The 15705-nt window shown below is 60.5% G+C and carries 14 protein-coding genes; 4 read left to right on the forward strand and 10 right to left on the reverse strand.

All coding sequences use genetic code 11. The features are described 5' to 3' along the window. Window positions 1-3: 3 nt before the first annotated feature. The 4 genes from ABD851_RS14900 to ABD851_RS14915 all read right to left on the reverse strand — a co-directional run bounded on the left by ABD851_RS14900 (window position 4) and on the right by ABD851_RS14915 (window position 4396). Window positions 4-915 carry an SMP-30/gluconolactonase/LRE family protein gene (locus ABD851_RS14900; RefSeq protein WP_344980691.1) on the reverse strand — a complete coding sequence of 304 codons (912 nt, stop codon included), beginning with the start codon at window positions 913-915 and terminating at the stop codon, window positions 4-6. 9 nt (window positions 916-924) lie between these two features. Beyond that, window positions 925-2316 (reverse strand): regulatory iron-sulfur-containing complex subunit RicT, encoded by a 1392-nt coding sequence (gene ricT, locus ABD851_RS14905; RefSeq protein WP_344980693.1) that lies wholly within the window; start codon window positions 2314-2316, stop codon window positions 925-927. Between the two features lie 458 nt (window positions 2317-2774). Beyond that, window positions 2775-3914, reverse strand: a complete 1140-nt coding sequence (locus ABD851_RS14910) for a DNA polymerase III subunit (protein WP_344980695.1) — start codon at window positions 3912-3914, stop codon at window positions 2775-2777. Between the two features lie 71 nt (window positions 3915-3985). After that, window positions 3986-4396 (reverse strand): OsmC family protein, encoded by a 411-nt coding sequence (locus tag ABD851_RS14915; RefSeq protein ID WP_344980697.1) that lies wholly within the window; start codon window positions 4394-4396, stop codon window positions 3986-3988. A 160-nt stretch (window positions 4397-4556) separates the two neighbouring features. On the opposite strand from ABD851_RS14915, the gene ABD851_RS14920 reads away from it, so the two are divergent. After that, window positions 4557-5252: a YjjG family noncanonical pyrimidine nucleotidase gene (locus ABD851_RS14920; RefSeq protein WP_344980699.1), complete on the forward strand. Its 696-nt coding sequence runs from the start codon at window positions 4557-4559 to the stop codon at window positions 5250-5252. Between the two features lie 54 nt (window positions 5253-5306). Here the strand turns inward: ABD851_RS14920 and ABD851_RS14925 are convergent, their stop codons facing one another. The 3 genes from ABD851_RS14925 to ABD851_RS14935 form a co-directional block, all read right to left on the reverse strand. Next, window positions 5307-5963, reverse strand: coding sequence for a phosphatidylserine decarboxylase family protein (locus ABD851_RS14925; RefSeq protein ID WP_344980701.1), 657 nt, complete (start codon window positions 5961-5963; stop codon window positions 5307-5309). Window positions 5964-6069: 106 nt separating this feature from the next. After that, on the reverse strand, window positions 6070-6912 hold the full coding sequence (locus tag ABD851_RS14930) for a phosphatidate cytidylyltransferase (protein WP_344980703.1): 843 nt from the start codon (window positions 6910-6912) through the stop codon (window positions 6070-6072). 21 nt (window positions 6913-6933) lie between these two features. Next, window positions 6934-7887 carry a CPBP family intramembrane glutamic endopeptidase gene (locus ABD851_RS14935; RefSeq protein ID WP_344980705.1) on the reverse strand — a complete coding sequence of 318 codons (954 nt, stop codon included), beginning with the start codon at window positions 7885-7887 and terminating at the stop codon, window positions 6934-6936. Window positions 7888-7987: 100 nt separating this feature from the next. Between ABD851_RS14935 and dusB the strand changes: the two genes are divergently transcribed. The 3 genes from dusB to proC are packed head-to-tail and all read left to right on the forward strand — an operon-like array spanning window position 7988 to window position 10463. After that, a complete protein-coding gene (gene dusB, locus ABD851_RS14940) occupies window positions 7988-9004 on the forward strand; it encodes a tRNA dihydrouridine synthase DusB (RefSeq protein WP_344980867.1) in 1017 nt (338 codons plus the stop codon). A 50-nt stretch (window positions 9005-9054) separates the two neighbouring features. Then, window positions 9055-9618: an HNH endonuclease gene (locus ABD851_RS14945; RefSeq protein ID WP_344980707.1), complete on the forward strand. Its 564-nt coding sequence runs from the start codon at window positions 9055-9057 to the stop codon at window positions 9616-9618. A 47-nt stretch (window positions 9619-9665) separates the two neighbouring features. After that, a complete protein-coding gene (gene proC, locus ABD851_RS14950) occupies window positions 9666-10463 on the forward strand; it encodes a pyrroline-5-carboxylate reductase (protein WP_344980709.1) in 798 nt (265 codons plus the stop codon). 89 nt (window positions 10464-10552) lie between these two features. Here proC and ABD851_RS14955 read toward each other — a convergent pair whose 3' ends face one another. The 3 genes from ABD851_RS14955 to metH all read right to left on the reverse strand — a co-directional run bounded on the left by ABD851_RS14955 (window position 10553) and on the right by metH (window position 15699). Continuing rightward, window positions 10553-11062, reverse strand: coding sequence for a SixA phosphatase family protein (locus tag ABD851_RS14955; RefSeq protein ID WP_344980711.1), 510 nt, complete (start codon window positions 11060-11062; stop codon window positions 10553-10555). A gap of 11 nt (window positions 11063-11073) precedes the next feature. Continuing rightward, window positions 11074-12921, reverse strand: coding sequence for an amidophosphoribosyltransferase (locus ABD851_RS14960; RefSeq protein WP_344980713.1), 1848 nt, complete (start codon window positions 12919-12921; stop codon window positions 11074-11076). Window positions 12922-12984: 63 nt separating this feature from the next. Next, window positions 12985-15699, reverse strand: a complete 2715-nt coding sequence (metH, locus tag ABD851_RS14965) for a methionine synthase (protein ID WP_425549956.1) — start codon at window positions 15697-15699, stop codon at window positions 12985-12987. Window positions 15700-15705: the final 6 nt, after the last annotated feature.

The following is a 15705-nucleotide window of genomic DNA, read 5'->3' on the forward strand; positions in this document are numbered from 1 at the left end:
TGCTTAGAAATCCTTGCCCGGGATGTCGGTGCGGAACTGTTCGAGCATCTTGCGGTCCTGGAGGGTGACGTAGACCGTACGCCCGTCGGGGCCGCCGAAGACGAGGTTGCTGCAGTTCTTCCCTTTCAGCGGTATTTCCCGCAACAGCTTTCCTGCGGGATCAAAAACGGCGATCACCCCCTTGCCGTAGCGACATACATAGAGGTTGCCCTGCTTGTCGCAGTGCATGCCGTCCAGCCCGAAATCGGAAAAATCGGTAAAAGGCCGTTTGTTGGAAATGTTGCCCGCGGTGTCGATATCGAACTGCCAGATCCGGCGCTGCGCGCTTTCGTTGACGTACAGGCGCTTTTCATCCGGGCTCAGCTCCAGCCCGTTGGTGGTGCCCATGCCGGCAGCCAGGCGGGTGGCTTTGCCGTCGACGTCGATGCGCCATAGCTGGCCGGTGCTATCTTTCCAGTTGGGATCGGAGGCCAGTATCCAGCCCCGGCTGCTGCGGCAGATATCGTTGGGCTGGTTAAAGGCGTCGTTATGGCAGAATACGCTGACCTTTTTATTCCGGTCCACCTTCAGGATATTGTGCTCCTTGAAGTCGGCCACATACATGTTTCCGGCAGCGTCGAATTTGATGCTGTTGCCGGTGCTGCTGTCGGGCAGGCTGACCCACAGCAGGCCCTTCCCTTCCGGGGAAACGTAAGCGAGGGTGCCGTCGTGCTGGTAATTGACCACGAAGAGGCTGTCGCGGTACACGGCAGGCCCTTCTATGTTGGTGCTGAAGGTATTTTCCGCGGTAAGATCGCTGCTCCGGAACAGGGAATCGGCAGCTGCGGCGTCTCCGCCCGCGTCCGCGGTATTCCGGGGTTGGCTGCCGCAGGCGGCGAGGAGCAGGAAACCGGGGAGCAGGAAATGAAGTTTCATGAGTCGGTATTATGGCTTACGGGTATCCGGATCTTCTTTTTCCGGAGGTCTTTTTCGCTGGGGCTGGCCCTGGCCGCTGCGTTGGGGCCGTTGCTGGCCCTGCCCCTTTGTGGGGCCCTGTCCCTTTCCGGAGGCCTGCGGCTTGGGCGGCCTTCCGTCACGGGGCTGCCGGTCGCGACCCTGCGGCTGGCCCTGGCGGTCCCGGTTCTGCGGCTGGCGATCCCGGTCCCGGGCGGGTTTGTCCCCGCTTTGCGGTTGCCGGTCCCGGCCTTTTTGCTTTTGCTTTTCCCGGCGTTTGCGGCTGTTCCGCTCCAGGGAGCGCAGGCTGATCTGCCCCACCACATCCACAAAGGCGTGTTCTTCCTCCCCTTCTTTGACCACCACCTCCAGCTCTACCGCTTTCAGCTCTTCGGGCTTTTCGCCCTGCCGGTTCATATTTTGTATTTCCTTCACCCGCTCGATGGCCAGGGGATAGGATTTGCTGCTGCCCTGATAGGCATACCACATCAGGTTCTTGAAGATATCCCGCTTCTGCAGGTAGATGATGCCGCCGGCGGTCTCGAGGGTGTCCGCCTCTTCGGGAAAATCCCGCAGCGCATCGAGGTAGGTGTCCAGCTCGTAGTTCAGGCAGCACTTCAGGCGCCCGCATTGTCCGGAGAGCTTGGACTGGTTGATGGAAAGGTTCTGATAGCGCGCGGCGGTGGTGTTCACCGATTTGAAAGCCGTAAGCCAGGTCGAGCAGCACAGCTCGCGTCCGCAGGATCCGATGCCGCCCACCTTACCGGCTTCCTGCCGGGCGCCGATCTGGCGCATTTCCACCTTTACCCGGAACTCGCCGGCATATACGCGAATCAGCTCCCGGAAATCCACCCGCTCGTCGGCGGTGTAAAAAAAGGTGGCCTTCCGTCCGTCGGCCTGGATCTCTACCTCGGCCAGCTTCATCTCGAGCTTGAGCTGCCGGGCGATGGCGCGCGACCGGATGAGCGCGTCTTTCTCCCGGGCTTTGCTGGACCGCTGTTTTTCTATATCGCCCTCCGTGGATCTCCGGAGGATCTTTTTGATATCGGGCGTATCCTGTACGCGATGCTTTTTCATCTGCAGCTTCACCAGCTCGCCCGTGAGGCTTACCTCTCCGACGTCGAAGCCACCCACTCCTTCCACGGTGACCGGTTCTCCTTTTTCAAAAAGATGACGGGTGGTATTGCGATAAAAATCCTTCCGGCTACCGTTATTGAAGCTTATTTCTACAATATCGTAAGGGACGGCCTGGTCGCTCAGGGGAATATCTGCCAGCCAGTCGAACACGTTCAGCCGGTTACAGCTTCCGCTGCTGCAACCGCCTTTGCTTCCGCATCCTGCCGGCTTCCCGTCCGCTCCGGTCCCACAACTTCCACATGGCATATCTTTCGTTTATAGCGAATTAAAAGTAAAATAAGCACTACCGCGCCCGCCGCTTCATCATCTGCCGCCGTACGGCGTTGCCTGCGGGGCTTACGCCGTCGCCGTCGCGGCCTGAACCGCGTGGCGACAAATGCCGCCTTATATGATGTCAGGCATGCGGGGCCGGGTATCTGCCCGCCGGCCGCCGTAAAACGGGGCCGGGCGATAGCTATCCTGTAAAAATAGCAAAATCCCGCAAGGGAAACGTGCAAAGTTATGCTTTTTGGGCCAACCGGCGGGGAAACGGGGCCTGGCGGGCCCATCCGCCCGGGTAAAGGCCGCCGGAAGGCAGGGTCGGGGGAGGACGTGGGGACCCGGGGTTTCCGGTTAAGAAAACCGATCGGGCAGCCGTGGGCCTGTACGGGAAAGCATCGGGGAGGATCCGTTGAAAAACGGGATTATGCCGCCGCCGCGGGGGCCTATACGGGAAGCGGCCGCCGGGAAAAGATATGCTGGAGCCGGATGGAAAGGGCGTGCAGCAGCAGCTTGGCGTTGGCGTTGCGCTCGATATGATAGCAGGCGGCGTCCAGCTCGCGGATGATGGCTGCTATCTGAAGCGGGTCGGCCAGCTTGTTGAGCCGGGTGGCAAAGTCGCGCTCGGCCTCCGGCAGGGACAGCTGCTCCGGGGAAAGAAACTGCAGCCGCAGGGCATGTTCCAGCAGGTTGATAAAATACCGGAGAAACTGTTTTTGCTTTTCCCGGCCGGTCTTTCCGCTGGCCATGCCTTCTATCCATTGCAGCAGGGCCGGCGCCTGCCCGGGTACCAGCAGGTGGTTCAGCCAGTCCCGCAGCTCCTGCATCCAGTCGCTTTCCGCATGCTGCGCCAGCTGCAGCGCCTCGCGGTAGCTGCCCCCGGACATGGCGGCGATGCCCGCCGCCCGCGCTTCGCCGAGCTGCAGCCGGCGGACCAGGGCCGCGGCGATCTCGGCCGGCGCCGGCGCCGGTATCCGCAGCAGCTGGGTGCGGGACAGGATGGTGTTCAGGATCTGCTCCTGCTTTTCGGCGACCAGGATGAACAGGGTCCGGGGCGGCGGCTCCTCGATCAGCTTGAGCAGCCGGTTGCCGTCTTTGCCCAGGTATTCCGGCCGCCAGAGGATCAGTATCTTATAATCGCTCTCAAAGCTTTTCAGGTTCAGCTTGCGGATGATATCCTGGCACTCGTTGGCGGAGATGTTGCCCTGCTTGTTTTCCGCGTTGATGAACTGCAGCCAGTCGTAGGCGGTGCCGTAGGGATACTGGGAGACAAATTCCCGCCATTCGGCGATATAGTCGGTGCTCAGCGGCTTGTCCCCCGACTTCCGGGGGATGGCGGGATAGCTGTAGTGGATGTCCGGATGGACGAGCCGGGCCGCTTTTTTGCAGGCATCGCAATGGCCGCAGGCGTCTTCCGTCCCCTTTTCGGTGCAGACCATGTATTGCGCAAAGGCCAGCGCCATGGGGAGCCCGCCCGCTCCCTCGGGGGACAGGAAGAGCAGCGCATGGCTCAGGCGGTTCTGCGCCACGGTATGGATCAGCTGCTGTGTGACCGCGGTATGGCCGACGATATCGGAAAAAAGCATGGCTATCTGCGCCCTTTCCGGGAAAAGGGCGGGAAAAGTTTACAAGGTAACGGGTATCTTCCGGCTGCGGCTCAGGCCAGGGTAGCCTCCAGGCCGATCTCGGCGTTCAGCGCCTTGGAGATGGGGCAGTTGTCCTTGGCCTCTTTGGCGCAGGCGTCGAACTGCTCCTTGGAGATGCCGGGAACGCTGGCCTTCACGCTCAGCTGCGAGGAAGTGATGGCCCCGTTGTCCAGGGTCACGGCGGCGGTCGTTTCCAGGCTGTCCGGGGTAAAGCCGGCCTCGCCCAGCACAAAGCTCAGCTTCATCGTAAAGCAGCCGGCATGCGCCGCAGCGATCAGCTCTTCGGGGTTGGTCCCTTTTTCTTCGGTAAAGCGCGTCTTGTACGAATAGGGGGTATTGTTCAGCACTTCGCTCTGTGAGCTCAGCGTTCCTTTTCCTTCTTTTCCGGAGCCGTTCCAGACGGCGGTGGCAGTTCTTTTCATCGGTTAATATTTGTTTTTTGTAAAGGGTCGGGTAGCGCCCCGGCAGCTCTTGTCGTGCCGGCTTCTTCCTAAAGCCGGTCTTGTTTTTGACAAAAAATAACCGGCTCATAAAAGTACGTTTTTTTCTGCTTCCGCCCGGAAAACCCCCGTAATTTTGCGCATGCGCTATCAACATATTTTTTTCGACCTGGATCATACGCTGTGGGATTTTGAAGCCAATGCGCGAAACACCCTGGAGGTGCTTTATACCGAGTTTGCGCTGGAGGAGTTAGGCGTTCCCGGCTTCGACCGGTTTCACTCCACCTATTCCGCCCATAACGAACGGCTGTGGGAGCGGTTCCGCCGGGGAGAGATCAAGCGCGAGCTGCTCCGCTGGAAGCGGGTGTGGCTGACGCTGCTGGAGTTCAAGATCGCCGACGAAGCGCTGGCGCGCCGTTTCGGCGCGGCGTTCATCGACCTGCTGCCCTCCCGGAAACAGCTTTTCCCCGGCACCCTGGAGGTGCTGGACTACCTGCAGGGCAAGGGCTATCCCCTCCACCTCATCACCAACGGTTTTGAAGAAACGCAGCACCTGAAGCTGCGGCATGCGGGGCTTTCCGCTTATTTTACCCATGTAGTGACCTCGGAGTCGGCGGGCAGCCTGAAGCCCCATCCCGGCATTTTCCGGTATGCGCTGGAGCTGGCCGGCACCCGCGCCGTCGATGCGGTGATGATCGGGGATGCGCTGGCTGTGGATATCCGCGGCGCCCGGGATGCGGGCATGGACCAGATCTATTTCAACCCCGCCATACCTGCGGAAGGAATCACGCCCACCTATACGATCAACAGCCTGCTGGAGCTGAAGGATATTTTGTAATGAAAGCGCCCGGAAACGGCGCTATGCCTTAAAGAGAATCCGCCCGCCCTAACCTCAGGCGAGTTCCGCCAGCACCGTCTGTCCGCCGCGGACCGTTTCGTTGAGCTGTACTTTCACCGGGGTGCCCGGGGGGAGGAATACATCCACGCGCGAGCCGAACTTGATAAAGCCCATCTCCGCATTTTGCTTTACCTGCATGCCCGGCTGCAGGTAGTTGACGATCCGGCGGGCCACGGCCCCGGCGATCTGCCGCACCAGGATATCCCCGGTGGCGGGGTTGCCGATCACCACCGTGTGCCGTTCGTTTTCCGTGGAAGACTTGGGATGCCAGGCCACGAGGTACTTACCGCGGTGGTAGCGGGAGAGCTTTACCTCGCCGGCGATGGGGTTGCGGTTTACATGCACGTTGGCCGGGCTCATAAAGATGGATATCTGCAGCCGCCTGCCGCCGAAATATTCCGGCTCCTCGGTTTCTTCGATCACCACCACCTTGCCGTCTGCCGGTGCGATCACCCGCTTTTCCCCGGTGGTCATCTGCCGGGCGGGCACCCGGAAGAAGGATACGATGAACCCGAAAAACAGCAGGGAGGCGGCCAGGATGACGAGGTTGACGACCCCAAAGGGGACAAAATAGCCCGCTGCCCCGTTGAGCAGCACCAGCAGCACGAGGGTGATCAGGATAGTAGGGTAGCCTTCTTTATGGATAGTCATATGCTATGCGGATAAGCGCCTGCAAAGGTAAGCAGGAATAGGTTTATAACCATAGCGGCACACAGATGCCCCGCTCCGGGCCGCAGCGCCGGGGGCCATGCGCCGGCTAATACCATAGCAGCTGCATAAAGCTCCAGACAAAAGGCGTGGCCAAAAGCAGGGAGTCGAAACGGTCCAGGAAGCCGCCGTGCCCGGGGAGGATACGCCCCGAGTCCTTGACGCCGGCCAGCCGTTTCAGCCGGGACTCCAGCAGGTCGCCGAGAGTGCCCATCACCGCCCCCAGCCCGCCGATGATGATCCAGATCATCGCGGGATAGCGCTGGTTCAAAACGCCGAATACCGTCGCTGCCGCAAGGGTCAGCATGATGCCCCCTATGGTGCCTTCCCAGGTTTTCTTGGGGGAGATGGCGGGGAAAAAGGGGGTACGCCCGATCAGCGAGCCCACGATATAGGCCATCGTATCGTTGATCCAGATGGCGCCGATGAGCCCCAGCGGGATCTGGGGGATGCGGCCGGGATCGTCGAGCCGCAGCTGCACCAGCATGCAGAAGGGCAGGATGGTATACAACAGCCCCAGCAGCGGGTACCCCAGCTTTGTGATACGGAAAGGCCTGCCGGAAAGCGCTGCGGAAAGCAGCCAGAGCGGGAGCAGGATGCCGAAGGCAAGGCGGCCTATCTCCCCGGCGGTCCGGCCGCCGGCCTGAAAATGGCTACCCGACATCCACAGGAAGAGCGCGGCCCCGGCGAGCGCCAGCAGCAGCCGGGGCAGCAGGCCCCCGGGAACAAGACCCGGTCCCATGCGGGCGCCCAGGCGGAGATATTCGAGCAGCGCGCCGGTACCGGCCACGAGAAACAGCAGGAAAAAGGAAGCGGGGCTCCACAGTATGCCGCCCAGCATCACGGCAACGAAGATAACGGCGGTGCCCGTACGGGTAAGAAAAGTGTTCATGTGCGGAACGCTCCGGCCTGTTTAGGAAGCGGGTGGCGAAGATACGGCTTTCTCCGTCGCCTCCGGCCCACGGAGCCCGGCCCTGTCGCCGGACAGCTTCCGGAAAAGCAGGAACAGCGCTATCGTCAGCACGCCGCTGACGGCCCCCGCCGCCAGCGGCGTGGGCGTGTCCTGCGTGATATCAAAGGCGATGTGGTGATGCTGGTGCAGGTAGGTCAGCACGATCTGCAGCCCGTTGTTCAGGAAATGGGCGGTGATGGCTGTCCACAGGCTGCCGCTGAAGTAGAACAGGCAGCCCAGCACGATCCCCAGCGCCAGGCGGGGGAAGAAGCCCAGCATCTCCCCGTGCAGGAGGCTGAAGATCACTGCGGCGATCAGGATACCCAGCCAGGGCCGGCCGGACATGCGGATGAGCAGCCTTTGCAGCACGCCGCGGAAGAACCACTCTTCGGCAATGGCCGGCACGATGGCGATCAGCAGCAGGTTGTACAGCAGCACGCCCACATCCGGCATCACCAGCAGGGAGCGGGTCATATCCGCCGCCCTGCGCTCCAGCTCCCGCAGCGGCGCATCCATCCCCCAGGGGAAGTGGATCTGCCGGTTCCAGTCCGCCAGCACCCCCGCAAAGGGCAGGGACGCCGCCAGGATCACGACGGCCAGTAGCAGCAGGGAGGGGAGCAGCGGCCCGGCCAGCCCGGCATCCGCGAAGGGCTTCCGGGAAAACAGCAGGTTGAACAGCAGGGCGGGCAGCAGGAAGCAGATCAGGGAATAGCAAAGCTGTACCGCCTTTACCCCGGAAAGCACCTGCGGATCGCTGAAGTCTCCCTTGGCCAGCACTGCGGGGGTGACGTGGAACACGCCCGACAGCGCGCCGCCGAGCAGCAGCCCGTTGTAGAGGATCATACAGCCCAGGAAAAGGACGATAAAGCCGAGCAGCCGGACAAAAGGGGTCTGTCTTTTTAGAATTTCCGCCATAGCAGTGCGAATGTACGCAATAAGGATCGACACCGGAATACCGGCCCGGCCCCGTCTGGGCTTGCTGTTCCCAAAAGTTGTAATTTTGCAGCGCAACCCGATGGTAAAGATAGGAGACATATCGCTGGGAGATTTCCCGCTTTTGCTGGCGCCGATGGAGGACGTGAGCGATCCCCCGTTCCGCGCGGTCTGCAAGGCGCAGGGGGCCGATATGATGTATACGGAGTTCATCTCCTCGGAGGGGCTGATCCGGGACGCCATCAAAAGCCGGCAGAAGCTGGATATCTTTGATTACGAGCGGCCGGTGGGGATCCAGATCTTCGGGGGCGACGAGGAGCCCATGGCCATGTCCGCCCAGATCGTGGACGCCACCCGCCCGGACCTGCTGGACATCAACTTCGGGTGCCCGGTAAAAAAAGTGGTCTGCAAGGGCGCAGGGGCGGCCATCCTCAAGGATGTCCCCAAGATGATCAGGCTCACCTCGGCGGTGGTGCGTTCCACCCGTTTGCCGGTTACCGTTAAGACGCGGCTGGGCTGGGACGAGGGCAGCAAGAACATCGAGGAGGTGGCCGAAAGGCTGCAGGACGCCGGCATCCGGGCCCTGACCATACACGGGCGCACCCGTACCCAGCTGTACAAGGGATCGGCCGACTGGACCCTCATCGGAAAAGTAAAAAACAATCCCAGAATAAAAATTCCTATATTTGGTAACGGAGACGTCACAACGCCGGAGGAGGCGCTGACCATGAAAAACAAATACGGCGTGGACGGTGTTATGATAGGCAGGGCGGCCATCGGCTACCCCTGGATATTCCGGGAGATGAAGCATTTTTTTCAGACCGGGGAGCACCTGCCGCCGCCGGACATCGAGGCCAGGGTGGCAGTGTGCCGGGAGCACCTTCGCAGGTCGGTGGCATGGAAAGGCCCCGTGCTCGGTATCCTGGAAATGCGCAGACATTACGGTAACTATCTCAGAGGATTACCCCATATCAAGGATTTTCGCACCAGCCTGGTGATGAGCAAAACATTGGAAGAGACGGAAGAGGTCTTAGACAAAATCAGTGTCTGCTACGAAGGGTATGAGCAAGCGGCTTCCGGAGCGCCGGCAGTAGTTTGATTAACTGCATCCTATGCTTAAAATCATTTGTTCACCAAAACCTTTCAGCCATGATCAAGTTGCGTAAAAACGAGGAGTGGAAAGAGTTGCCTATCAAGTACAAATCCGCTTTGCGGAAGAAATACGCCGTTTCCAGCCAGGGCAGGGTGGTCAGCTATACCGACCGGCTGGAAGAAGGCACGCTCCTGAACGGCTCCACCGTAGAAGGCTATACGGTGATCAATGTAAAGCCGAACGATACCTTTCAGTCGCTGTACCTCCACCGGGAGCTGGCCCGCCTCTTCCTGACGCGGCCGGGCCGCACCTACAAATATGTGATCCACCTGGATCATGATAAGAAGAACAACAATATCCGGAACCTGCGCTGGGCCACCAAGCGGGAGATGGAAGAGCACCAGCAGAACAGCCCGGCCAAGAAAGCCTACAAGGAGCGGCAGCGCAACCGCACCCGCGGACTGAAGCTGACCCTGGCCAACGTAAAGGCCATAAAGCGGCAGCTCCAGCGCCCGGGCCGCAAAACCATGCGGCAGATCGCCGAGCGCTTCGGCATCAGCGAGATGCAGCTTTACCGTATCAAAAGCGGGGAGAACTGGTCGCACGTCACGGTGGATTGACTTTTTAAGCCTCCTGCCGTATCTTGCCCCCCGCTAATCAGCACATCATGGAAAATAAAAAAACGGCCATCATCGGCGGCGGAAACCTGGGGGGAGCCATAGCGGACGGGCTGCTGGAAAGCGGCTTCCTGCAACCTTCCCAGCTGATCCTTACCCGCCGGAATGCCGGAGCCCTGTCGCGTTTCAGCGAAAAGGGCGTCCATACCACATCGGATAACCTGCAGGCCATCCAGGCCGCCGAGGTCATCGTCGTAGCCCTGAAGCCGTATAATGTCCGCGAAGTGCTGCAGGAGCTGAAAGCCGCTTTCCGTCCGGATAAGCAGCTGCTTATCAGCGTCGTTACCGGGGTGCCCATGGAAGAGCTGGAAAAAATAGCCGGCGAAGGCATGCCCGTATTCCGGGCCATGCCCAATACGGCGATCGCCATCCGCGAGTCGGTGACCTGTATCTGTCATAAAAACGCCACCGGGCAGCAGGTGGCGTATGTCAGCGAGATGTTCGGCCAGCTGGGCGTGGCAGTACCCATCGATGAAAAGCTGATGGATGCCTCCACGGTGCTGGGCGCCTGCGGCATCGCCTATGCGCTGCGTTTTATCCGGGCCAGCATACAGGGCGGCATCGAGATCGGCTTCGACGTCCGTACCGCCAACCTCATCGCGGCCCAGACGGTAAAAGGCGCGGCTGAGCTGCTGATCCGGGGCAATCGTCATCCCGAAGAGGAGATCGACAAGGTAACCACCCCCAAAGGCTGCACCATTGCCGGTCTCAACGAGATGGAGCACCAGGGCTTCAGCTCCTCCCTCATCAAGGGCATCACCGTTTCCTACAACAAGATTAAAGAGTAAGATTAAGCCGGCCGGATAAAGCGGCTGCCGTAACCGGGCGGCAGGTCCGGATAAAGCGGCGGTGAGCCGGCGCGGAGGACCGTAACCGGTCAGCGGGCCGGGTATCCGAGCCAGCGCAGGGTCTTCTCCGCCTGCCGGAAATTTTTCCAGGAGCCGGAATGGATTTGGAAAAGCGCGCAGCCGCAGGTGGGGAAATGATCCACCTCCGCAGGGCTCAGCGCATCCGCCAGCAGGCCTATCGTAGGATTATGCCCGAACAGGGCCACCGTTTCCAGGCTGTCGTCCAGCGCCGGTATATAGGCGTAATATTCCGCCAGGCCGGCCTCGTAAAGTCTTTCCTCCAGTACGATCCGCTTTTTTTCGTAGTCCCATTCGGCGGCCATCAGCCGGGCCGTCTGCCGGGCGCGCCGGGCCGCGCTGCTGACCAGCAGACCGGGGACAACGCCCTGCTCCAGGATACGTTTGGCCATCAGGGGCGCATCTTTCCGGCCCCGCTCGTTCAGCGGGCGGTCAAAATCTTCCAGGGCAGGATCGCTCCGGTCGGATTTCGCATGCCGGATAAGCAGGAGCTGCTTCATGATGGACTTAAAGATAAACAAATACCGGCGGTTTAATACCCCCGGGTATGTTTCCCTTCCATGAAATTCATAAAGGCCTTGTTGACCACCCGGTTGCCCCCGGGGGTGGGATAGTTGCCCGTAAAATACCAGTCGCCCAGGTTGTTGGGGCAGGATTTGTGCAGGTTTTCGATGGATTGGTAGATAAGGCTCACTTCGGCCCGGGTGCCCGGCGGGGTGATGATCTGTGCGACCTTGGCGGAGAGCTCATCCACCGAAAAGGCCTTGTAGATCTGCCGGACCACGTTCTGCGCGTCCAGGGTATGGGTGCGGGCCAGCTCCTTGCAGAGGCCGTAAGCCTCGTTGAGGATATACAGCTTGCCCCGCTCCTTCAGCAGGGCGATGGCGGCGCGGAAGGCCACGAAGTCGTTCATCCGGCTCATGTCGATGCCGTAGCAGTCCGGGTAGCGGATCTGCGGCGCCGAGCTGACGATGATGATGCGTTTGGGCCCCAGCCGGTCCAGCATCTTGATGATGCTCTGCCGGAGGGTGGTGCCCCGCACGATGGAGTCGTCGATCACCACCAGGCTGTCGATGCCCGGGCGGACGGTGCCGTAGGTGATGTCGTAAACATGCTGCACCATCTCGTTGCGGCTGTTGTCTTCCGCGATAAAGGTGCGCATCTTGACGTCTTTGATAGCGATCTTTTCCATCCGCACCTTGCGGTTGATCATCTCCTCCAGCTTTGCTTCGTCAAAATCCTTGTTCCACGAGAGGATGCGCTGTATCTTGATCTGGTTCAGATAGTCCTGCAGACCTTTGATCAGGCCGTAGAAGGCCACCTCGGCGGTATTGGGAATAAAGGAGAAGATGGTGTTTTTCAGATCGAAATCGACCGCCTTCAGCACGGTCTCCGACAGGGTATACCCCAATGAAAGGCGCTCGCGGTAGATCTTCTGGTCGTTGCCGCGGGAGAAATAGATCCGCTCGAAGCTGCAGGCGCGGCGCTCCCCGGGCTCCAGGATCTGCTCGATGCGGATATCCCCGTCCGGGCGGACGATAAGGCCCTGCCCCGGCATCAGCTCCTGCACCTCGTCTTCGTCCACGTTAAAGGCGGTGCGGATGGCGGCCCTTTCGGAGGCGGCCACCACCACGTCTTCGTTGATATAGTAGTAAGAGGGACGTATGCCGTTGGCATCGCGCAGCACAAAGGCGTCCCCGTTGCCGGTGAGCCCGCCGATATGGAATCCGCCGTCGAACATCACGGCGGCCTGCCGCAGCGCGCTGACGATATCCGGTTCCTGCGGGTTCTTTTCCTCCTCCTGCACCATGAAGTGATGGATCACCTCCAGCATGGCGGCCAGGTCGGACTCGGCATTCCATTCTTCCGGCCGGATGTTGACAAAGTCAAACAGCTCCCGCACGTTCACCAGGTTGAAGTTGCCGGCCAGGGTGAGGTTGCAGGCGGGTATGGGATGGTGCCGTACAAAAGGGTGACAGAGCTCCACGTTGTTCTTGCCCTGGGTGCCGTAGCGGAGATGCCCCAGCAGCAGCTCGCCCAGGAAGCGGATATTGCCCTTCATCAGCCCGGGATAGCGAGTGATCCCCGGCTGGTACTTTTCCACCTCGCGGGCCTCGGCAAACACTTTTTCAAAAAGGTCGGGTATGGGCTGCTGCGCATTGCTGCGCTCGCGGTGCATGAAGGGATAGCCGGGTTCGGTGTTCAGCTTTACGGAGGCGATGCCGGCCCCGTCCTGTCCCCGGTTGTGCTGCTTTTCCATCAGCAGGTACAGCTTGTTGAGCCCGTAGTAGACCGTACCGTATTTTTTCTGATAGTAGGAAAAAGGTTTTCTCAGGCGGATAAAGGCCAGCCCGCATTCGTGCTTGATATCATCGCTCATGAAACCCCCGTGGTTGAGGGTGCAAAGTTACGGTTTTTTACCCGTTAATTGCGCTTTCCCCGCTCATTCGTTCAGGTTGGGGCGCAGCCATTTTTCGGCTTCTTCGAGGCTCCATCCCTTCCGGGCGGCATAATCTTCCAGCTGGTCCTTTTCGATCTTGCCCACGCCGAAGTATTTGCTTTCCGGGTGGGAAAAATACCAGCCGCTGACGCTGGAAGCGGGGTACATGGCCAGCGATTCGGTGAGGGTGATGCCGGTATGCCCGGTGGCCTGTATCAGGTCGAACAGCTTGTATTTTTCGGTGTGCTCGGGGCAGGCAGGATAGCCGGGGGCGGGCCGGATGCCGCGGTACTGTTCGCGGATCAGGTCGTCGTTGCCCAGCTGCTCGGCCGCCGCGTATCCCCAGTAGCTTTTGCGCACCTTTTCGTGCAGCAGCTCGGTAAAGGCTTCCGCCAGGCGGTCGGCCAGCGCCTTGAGCATGATGCTCGAGTAGTCGTCGTGCTCCGCTTTGAACTTTTCCAGCCAGGGCTCGATGCCCAGCCCCGTCGTGACGGCAAAGGCGCCGAGGGTATCCCCGGCTTCGCCCGCCGCCGGCGGACCGTCTGCGGGGCGGATGAAATCGGCCAGGCAGAGGTTGGGCTGTCCCGGTGCTTTTTTGATCTGCTGGCGCAGGAACTCGAGGGCCACCGTCCTGCCGTCCGTATCCTGCACATACACCGTTTCCGCGCCGTTGCTCCAGGCGGGGAAGAGGCCGAATACGGCGTTGGCGCGCAGCCATTTTTCGGCGATGATCCGTTGCAGCATCTCCTGCGCGTCGTTGTAAAGACGGGTGGCTTCCGCGCCCACCACGGCGTCGCTGAGGATGGCGGGAAACTTACCGTGCAGCTCCCAGGCGATAAAGAAAGGCTGCCAGTCGATATAGCCGCTGATCTCCCGCAGGTCGTAGTCCTGCAACGCCCTGACGCCGGCGTGGGCCGGCGCAGGCGGCGTATAGCCGTTCCAGTTAATGGGTACTTTGTTCTCCCGCGCGGCCTCGAGGGAGATATATTGCTTGACCGGCTTTTTATTGTTGAAGTTTTCCCGTAGCTGCCGGTATTCCTCGCCGATCTTTTGAAGAAAGGGCGTTTTGTTGTCTTCATTCAGCAGGGTGCTGGCGGTGGTGACGCTGCGGGAAGCGTCCAGCACATGGATCACGCCGTGGTCGTACTCCGGGGCGATCTTTACGGCGGTATGGGTGCGGGAGGTGGTGGCGCCCCCGATCATCAGGGGGAGGGTCATGCCCCGCCGCTTCATCTCCCGGGCCACATGCACCATCTCGTCGAGGCTGGGGGTGATCAGCCCGCTGACGCCGATGATATCCGCTTTTTCCTCCACGGCGGTCTGCAGTATCTTTTCGGCGGGCACCATCACGCCCAGGTCGATCACTTCATAGCCGTTGCAGCCCAGCACCACGCCCACGATGTTTTTGCCGATATCGTGCACATCGCCTTTTACGGTGGCCATCAGGATCTTCCCGTTGGAGGTCGCGACGCCCCCGTTCCCGGCCATGAGCTTTTCCTTTTCCGCCTCGATATAAGGGGTGAGGATGGCGACGGATTTTTTCATCACGCGGGCGCTTTTCACCACCTGGGGCAGAAACATCTTCCCGCTTCCGAAAAGATCGCCCACGATGTTCATTCCCGCCATCAGCGGGCCCTCGATCACATCCAGCGGGCGCGGATATTGCTGCCGCGCTTCTTCGGTGTCCGCTTCGATATAGTCGGTGATGCCGTTGACCAGCGCATGGCTCAGCCTTTCTTCCACCGTGCCCTTGCGCCAGCTCTCGTCTTTTTCCGCAGTCTTGCCCTTCGCCTTGACGGTCTCGGCAAAGGCCAGGAGCCGTTCGGTGGCGTCGGTGCGTCGGTTTTGCACCACATCTTCGCAAAGCTCCCGGAGCCCGGGATCGATCTCGTCGTAGATCTTCAGCTGCCCGGCATTGACGATGCCCATATCCATGCCGGCGGCGATGGCATGATACAGGAACACGGAGTGGATGGCCTCGCGGACCACCTCGTTGCCGCGGAAGGAGAAGGAGATATTGCTGACGCCGCCGCTGATCTTGGCCAGCGGCATCTTTTCCTTGATGATGCGGGTGGCGGCGATGAAGTCCACCGCATAGTTGTCGTGCGCCTCGATGCCGGTGGCGATGGGGAACACGTTGGGGTCGAAGATGATGTCCTGTGCGGGAAAGCCCACTTCCTCCGTGAGGATGCGGTAGGCCCTTTCGCAGATGCTGACCCGGCGCTCCAGCGTATCGGCCTGCCCGGCCTCGTCGAAGGCCATCACCACCACGGCGGCGCCATAGCTGAGGCAAACCGCCGCCTGTTCGCGGAACCTGTCCTCTCCCTCTTTCATGGAGATGGAGTTGACGATACACTTGCCCTGCACGCATTGCAATCCCGCTTCGATGATGCTGAACTTGCTGGAGTCGATCATCACGGGGATACGGGCGATATCCGGCTCGGCCTGGAGCAGGTTGAGGAAGGTCACCATGGCCTTTTCCCCGTCGAGCAGGGCGTCGTCCATGTTCACATCCAGCACCTGCGCGCCGTTTTCCACCTGCTGCCGGGCAATGGAGAGGGCTTCCTCGAATTTTTCCTCCCGGATCAGGCGGGCAAATTTCTTGGAGCCGGTGACGTTGGTGCGTTCGCCGATGTTGATAAAATTGGTTTCCGGCCGTACGGTCAGGGGTTCCAGACCGGAGAGGCGGAGAAAAGGTTGTATGATGCCATCCTGCATAATCAT

The organism is Compostibacter hankyongensis (assembly GCF_039541075.1).
GTDB classification, from domain to species: domain Bacteria; phylum Bacteroidota; class Bacteroidia; order Chitinophagales; family Chitinophagaceae; genus Compostibacter; species Compostibacter hankyongensis.

What these genes read in the sequence shown, in the direction of transcription:
- dusB (WP_344980867.1), top strand. Translation starts at nt 7,988, where the DNA reads ATGGTAAAGATAGGAGACATATCGCTGGGAGATTTCCCGCTTTTGCTG.
- ABD851_RS14910 (WP_344980695.1), bottom strand. Translation starts at nt 3,914, where the DNA reads ATGCTTTTTTCCGATATCGTCGGCCATACCGCGGTCACACAGCAGCTG.
- ABD851_RS14920 (WP_344980699.1), top strand. Translation starts at nt 4,557, where the DNA reads ATGCGCTATCAACATATTTTTTTCGACCTGGATCATACGCTGTGGGAT.
- ABD851_RS14925 (WP_344980701.1), bottom strand. Translation starts at nt 5,963, where the DNA reads ATGACTATCCATAAAGAAGGCTACCCTACTATCCTGATCACCCTCGTG.
- ABD851_RS14900 (WP_344980691.1), bottom strand. Translation starts at nt 915, where the DNA reads ATGAAACTTCATTTCCTGCTCCCCGGTTTCCTGCTCCTCGCCGCCTGC.
- metH (WP_425549956.1), bottom strand. Translation starts at nt 15,699, where the DNA reads ATGCAGGATGGCATCATACAACCTTTTCTCCGCCTCTCCGGTCTGGAA.
- ABD851_RS14945 (WP_344980707.1), top strand. Translation starts at nt 9,055, where the DNA reads ATGATCAAGTTGCGTAAAAACGAGGAGTGGAAAGAGTTGCCTATCAAG.
- ABD851_RS14960 (WP_344980713.1), bottom strand. Translation starts at nt 12,921, where the DNA reads ATGAGCGATGATATCAAGCACGAATGCGGGCTGGCCTTTATCCGCCTG.
- proC (WP_344980709.1), top strand. Translation starts at nt 9,666, where the DNA reads ATGGAAAATAAAAAAACGGCCATCATCGGCGGCGGAAACCTGGGGGGA.
- ricT (WP_344980693.1), bottom strand. Translation starts at nt 2,316, where the DNA reads ATGCCATGTGGAAGTTGTGGGACCGGAGCGGACGGGAAGCCGGCAGGA.
- ABD851_RS14915 (WP_344980697.1), bottom strand. Translation starts at nt 4,396, where the DNA reads ATGAAAAGAACTGCCACCGCCGTCTGGAACGGCTCCGGAAAAGAAGGA.
- ABD851_RS14935 (WP_344980705.1), bottom strand. Translation starts at nt 7,887, where the DNA reads ATGGCGGAAATTCTAAAAAGACAGACCCCTTTTGTCCGGCTGCTCGGC.
- ABD851_RS14930 (WP_344980703.1), bottom strand. Translation starts at nt 6,912, where the DNA reads ATGAACACTTTTCTTACCCGTACGGGCACCGCCGTTATCTTCGTTGCC.